The sequence below is a fragment of the Coleofasciculus sp. genome, assembly GCF_046539235.1.
Lineage (GTDB): Bacteria > Cyanobacteriota > Cyanobacteriia > Cyanobacteriales > Coleofasciculaceae > Coleofasciculus.
Genome location: NZ_JBKHHI010000467.1, coordinates 1 through 4868 on the forward strand (window position 1 = coordinate 1; position 4868 = coordinate 4868).

The 4868-nt window shown below is 44.6% G+C and carries 3 protein-coding genes; 2 read left to right on the plus strand and 1 reads right to left on the minus strand.

The features are described from left to right. Positions 1–6: 6 nt before the first annotated feature. Positions 7–228, plus strand: a complete 222-nt coding sequence (locus tag ACLFWI_RS26855; RefSeq protein ID WP_446415464.1) for a mersacidin/lichenicidin family type 2 lantibiotic — start codon at positions 7–9, stop codon at positions 226–228. Between the two features lie 123 nt (positions 229–351). Next, positions 352–3630: a type 2 lanthipeptide synthetase LanM family protein gene (locus tag ACLFWI_RS26860; RefSeq protein ID WP_446415465.1), complete on the plus strand. Its 3279-nt coding sequence runs from the start codon at positions 352–354 to the stop codon at positions 3628–3630. Positions 3631–3966: 336 nt separating this feature from the next. Here ACLFWI_RS26860 and ACLFWI_RS26865 read toward each other — a convergent pair whose 3' ends face one another. Then, positions 3967–4710: a peptidylprolyl isomerase gene (locus tag ACLFWI_RS26865; protein ID WP_446415466.1), complete on the minus strand. Its 744-nt coding sequence runs from the start codon at positions 4708–4710 to the stop codon at positions 3967–3969. Positions 4711–4868: the final 158 nt, after the last annotated feature.

Below are 4868 nucleotides of genomic sequence, written 5' to 3' on the forward strand. Positions count from 1 at the left end.
AAATAAATGGCAAACATCGATATCATCCGTGCTTGGAAGGATGAAGAGTTCCGCAATAGCTTGAGTGAAGAACAGAAAGCACAGTTACCAGACAACCCGGCTGGGCTGGTTGACTTGACAGATGAAGACTTAAACGCTGTTGCCGGAGGAGGATGTGGCTCTGGTGGTTTTATTTGTACAGCAACCGCCGAGTGTTTTTGTCCAAAAACAGTTTGGTGGTGCTGGTGACGTTAATAACCTAATTAACGTTTAGGTTAGTTTGGTAAGAAGAGGGATTGTTAAGATTCCTCTTCTGCACAAAAAATTCCAGACTTGGAATAATTTTAAATCCTTTTCATTGATGTTAATCCTATGAATGAACCTGACTTTCCATCTGCTGCTTGGTATAATGCAACTACCTTAACTGAGAGAATTGCCTTACTAAGTAATATGTCAAGCGGTTGCTGTCAAAGGGAAATTAACCACAAAATTGCTCAGCAGCGCATCCAGAAATGGAAATCAACGTCTTCCTTCAATAAAAATGCTTACTGGAGTCAGCGCCTAGCCATAAATGGAATTACTGAAGATAAATTAATTCAAATTCTCGGCGAACCCATTCATGCGGTTCAAAACTATTTTTCAACTCCGCCAGGCTGGTTAACAGAAATTGCTGAAGCCTTGACTCGTCCTCATCTCGGTTTAATTCCACTCCCAGAAGAATTGCCAGATCAAGAAGCGGCTGGATTTCTAAGTGTTTTTGCACCTTTTATTAACCAAGCACGCGATCGCCTACATCAAGAAATCCAAAAATTAATCCAAACCTACCCTAATCTTCCTTTTGACCCCAATACAGTTGCAGATTTTTTCCTTGCCAGTCTTTCAGAACGCCTGCTGTGGATGGTGAGTCGGACAATGGTTTTAGAACTGAATGTAGCGCGTCTACAAGGGTTTTTACAAGGTAACACCCAAGAGGAGCGATTTCAGAGTTTTTGGCAACGCCTGTGCCAACGTGACAGTCTGATTTCTCTTTTAGAAGAATATCCGGTTTTGGCGCGTCAAATCGTAATTGGGACTAATCAATGGGTTAAATTTAGCCAAGAATTACTTGAACATCTGTGTAACGATTGGCACACAATTTGTGCCACATTCAGCCCCGACAAGCAACCCGGCTTATTGCACCAGATAAAAGGTAGCTTGGGTGACACCCATCGGGGCGGACGTTCGGTGCTGATTGCTCAATTTGAATCAGGTTTAAACCTCGTCTATAAGCCCAGATCACTTGCCGTCGATGTTCATTTTCAGGAATTACTAACTTGGCTCAATCAACGGGGGAATCATCCACCATTTCGGATTCTCAAACTATTAAATCGCGGCAATTATGGTTGGGTTGAATTTGTGGAGGCGGCTGGCTGTACTGATACAGCAGAGATTCAGCGTTTTTATGAACGACAGGGAGCCTATTTAGCGCTTTTGTATGCGATTGAAGCAACTGATTTTCATTTGGAAAATTTAATCGCTGCTGGGGAACATCCAGTCTTAGTTGATCTGGAATCTCTGTTTCATCCTCGTCCTGAAAGTCTAGAAGCAACTCAATCTGACTTACCGACTGATCACAAAATTGCTTATTCTGTTTTGCGAGTTGGATTACTTCCGGAACGCTTTTGGACAAATGCTGAATCCGAAGGAATCGAAATGAGTGGTTTGGGAGGAAAAGCGGGTCAATTGACACCCAGTCCGGTTCCTTATTTAGAAGCAGTGGGAACAGATGAAATGCGGTTTGCTCGCAAGCGGATGCCAATGCCAGGAAGTCAGAATCGACCAACGTTGAATGGGGTGGACGTGAATGTCTTAGACTATACGGAAGCCATTCTAACTGGCTTTACTAACATTTATCAATTACTGCTGCACTATCGAGATGAGTTACTGGCTGAAAATGGACTGTTAGGCTGTTTCGCCGAAGATGAAGTGCGTTGTATCCTCAGACCGACTCGCACCTACAGCCTGTTACTTTCTGAAAGTTTCCATCCTGATTTCTTACGCAATGCTTTAGAACGCGATCGCTTTTTTGACCGACTATGGGCAGAAATTGAGCGACACCCCTATCTAGTCAGGGTGATTGCTGCTGAACAGAGAGATTTGTGGCAGGGTGATATTCCCATGTTCACCACCCGCCCGAATTCGCGGACGATTTGGAGTAGCTCTAACGAACCCATTGGCGATTTCTTTGGCGAAACAGGTATGAGTTTAGTGCAACGTCGTCTCCAGCAACTAAGTGAAGCGGATTTGCAGCAACAGCGATGGTTTATTCGTGCTTCTTTAACAACATTAGCCATGGCAGATGAACAAGCGCAGTGGACTCGTTATCATCTGAGTGAAGCCAAAAATCCTGTGACTCGTGAACAACTATTAATCGCCGCCCAACAAATTGGCGATCGCTTAGAGTTTCTGGCGTTGGGTGAAGAGCAAAATGTCTCTTGGATTGGCTTAACGCTAATCGCTCAAAAGCACTGGATTCTGACTCCATTAGGAATCGACCTTTATGATGGTTTAGCAGGTATTATTCTCTTTCTTGCCTACCTTGGCAATGTCACTAACCAAAAGCGTTACACCGAATTAGCAAAAGCGGCGTTGAAGACGATGCAACATCAGATGGAGACTCAAAAAGCATCGATAACCGCGATCGGTGGTTATAGTGGCTGGGGCGGAATAATCTATACTTTGACCCATCTGGGAATTTTGTGGGATGAACCCGAACTCTTGGCTGAGGCGGAATCACGGGTTGAATTACTTCCCAATTTGATTACCAAAGATGAACAATTCGATATCATCGGCGGTGCTGCTGGTTGTCTGATCAGTTTGCTCAATCTGTATCGCTGTAAACCATCTCAACGCACACTTGCGGTGGCAATTCAATGTGGCGATCGCCTGATTACCTGCGCTCAACCGATGAACCAAGGGATCGGATGGGTGTCCACAGGTGTGGGAAAAAGACCTTTAACAGGGTTCTCTCACGGCGCTGCGGGTATAGCATGGGCGTTGCTGGAACTTTCAGCAATGACAGGTGAGCAACGGTTTCACAACGCTGCACTGGGAGCGATCGCCTATGAACGCAGTCTCTTTTCTGGGAAAGTCGGAAACTGGCCCGATTTGCGTGAGTTTGAGAATACAGTTCTCTCAGATAACAAACAGATAGATATTTTTATGACAGCTTGGTGTCATGGGGCGCCAGGAGTTGGATTAGGTCGATTACGTTCTCTATCCTACCTTGATGATTCCCAAATTCGTGCAGAGATTGACACAGCCCTAAACACGACTCTGACTCAAGGATTTGGCATGAATCACTCCTTGTGTCATGGCGATCTCGGCAATTTGGAACTGTTATTGCAAGCTAGTCTTATTTTGGATCACCCCCAGTGGAAAACCCAAGTTAACCGCTTAGCTGCAATTATTCTCGAAAGCATCAATCAGCAGGGTTGGCTTTGTGGAGTACCATTAGGCGTTGAAACACCAGGATTGATGACTGGGTTAGCGGGTATTGGATATCAGTTGCTACGCTTAGCAGAACCAACTTGTGTTCCCTCTGTGCTGGCGCTTGAGTATCCATTATTCAACAGCATAGAACAGAAGGCGCGATTCCTCACAACTGTCTAGAGCGTCGGTCAAGTCGAAGTATTTGACATAAGATCCAAGATGTGAATATTGTAGGGGCGCACAGCGGTGCGCCCTATCAACGTGGGATATTTTGTAAGGAAAAACGGGTGATCAGATCAGATGCAATTATTATGAAGAGGATTGACATTGTACCCTCATCATCTATCGGGTAAGCTTTGAACCTGTTTTAACAGGTTTTAGCTTGGGTTCCGGAAATTTATTTCCCGGCTCTTAAGTGAAGGGTTAAGTTAACTAACGATAGCGTTGGGTTTCGTTCCTCAACCCAACCTACTCTCGTTGACATGCACCCCAACATTACACCCAAAATAAAAACGCCTAAGACTCGCCCATATTCGTCACAACCTCCACCTCCTCAACCTGTCGCTTCAGCCACCCTTCAAACAACTCCAAAAGAATCTGATAACGCAGCTTGTCATCCAACTCCGGCTGAATAATCTCCTCCACTTTAATCAAATGCACCCCCTTAGACGTGACAATTGGCTTCAACACCTCCCCTGGCGTCGCCGCAAACACTTTCGCCGAAATCTCTGGTTTCATTTGCTGGCGTTTAACCAATCCTAAATATCCTCCCTTGCGCCGTAATTCTTGCTCCTGAATATACTCCTGAGCAATCTCCGCAAAATTGGTTTCTGCTTCCTGAAGTTCATAAAACAATTCTATTGCCAAATCTTCATCATCCAAAACCACTTCATACATCACCGCCGCTGCATAGTCTAACTGATGTTCATAAAACCAGGGTTCTACTTTATCGCCAAACAAATGCTGGGCTAATTTCCCGGAAAGGACATTGATGTAAACCATTTCTTCAAAATCATCTAGAGAAAGGGCAAATTTTTGCAGCCACGCCCAGGTGTCATCCGCATTGAGCAGTTTATTCATGAACCGCATTTGATCTGCTGCTTGTTGTAATTCGGCGATTTCAACTTGGATACTGGCTTCAGTCGCGGCTGAGTTAATAATTTTGCGGGTGATGATTCCTTCGATAATTGTGGGAATCTGACAGGCGAGTTTGAGGTGATGCAGGATGTCTTGGTTGGTAATTGTGATGGATTGTGACATGATTTTTATCCTAAATAATTAGAGTTTTTTGGATGAAAATGGCTGGGGAGTTAATACAACTTGTAAGCCTGTATTGAACATCCGGAGATCCCCCCAAACCCCCCTTCAAAAGGGGGGCTTACTATTCCGACGTCTGACAAAAAGCAAAGTATCATTGT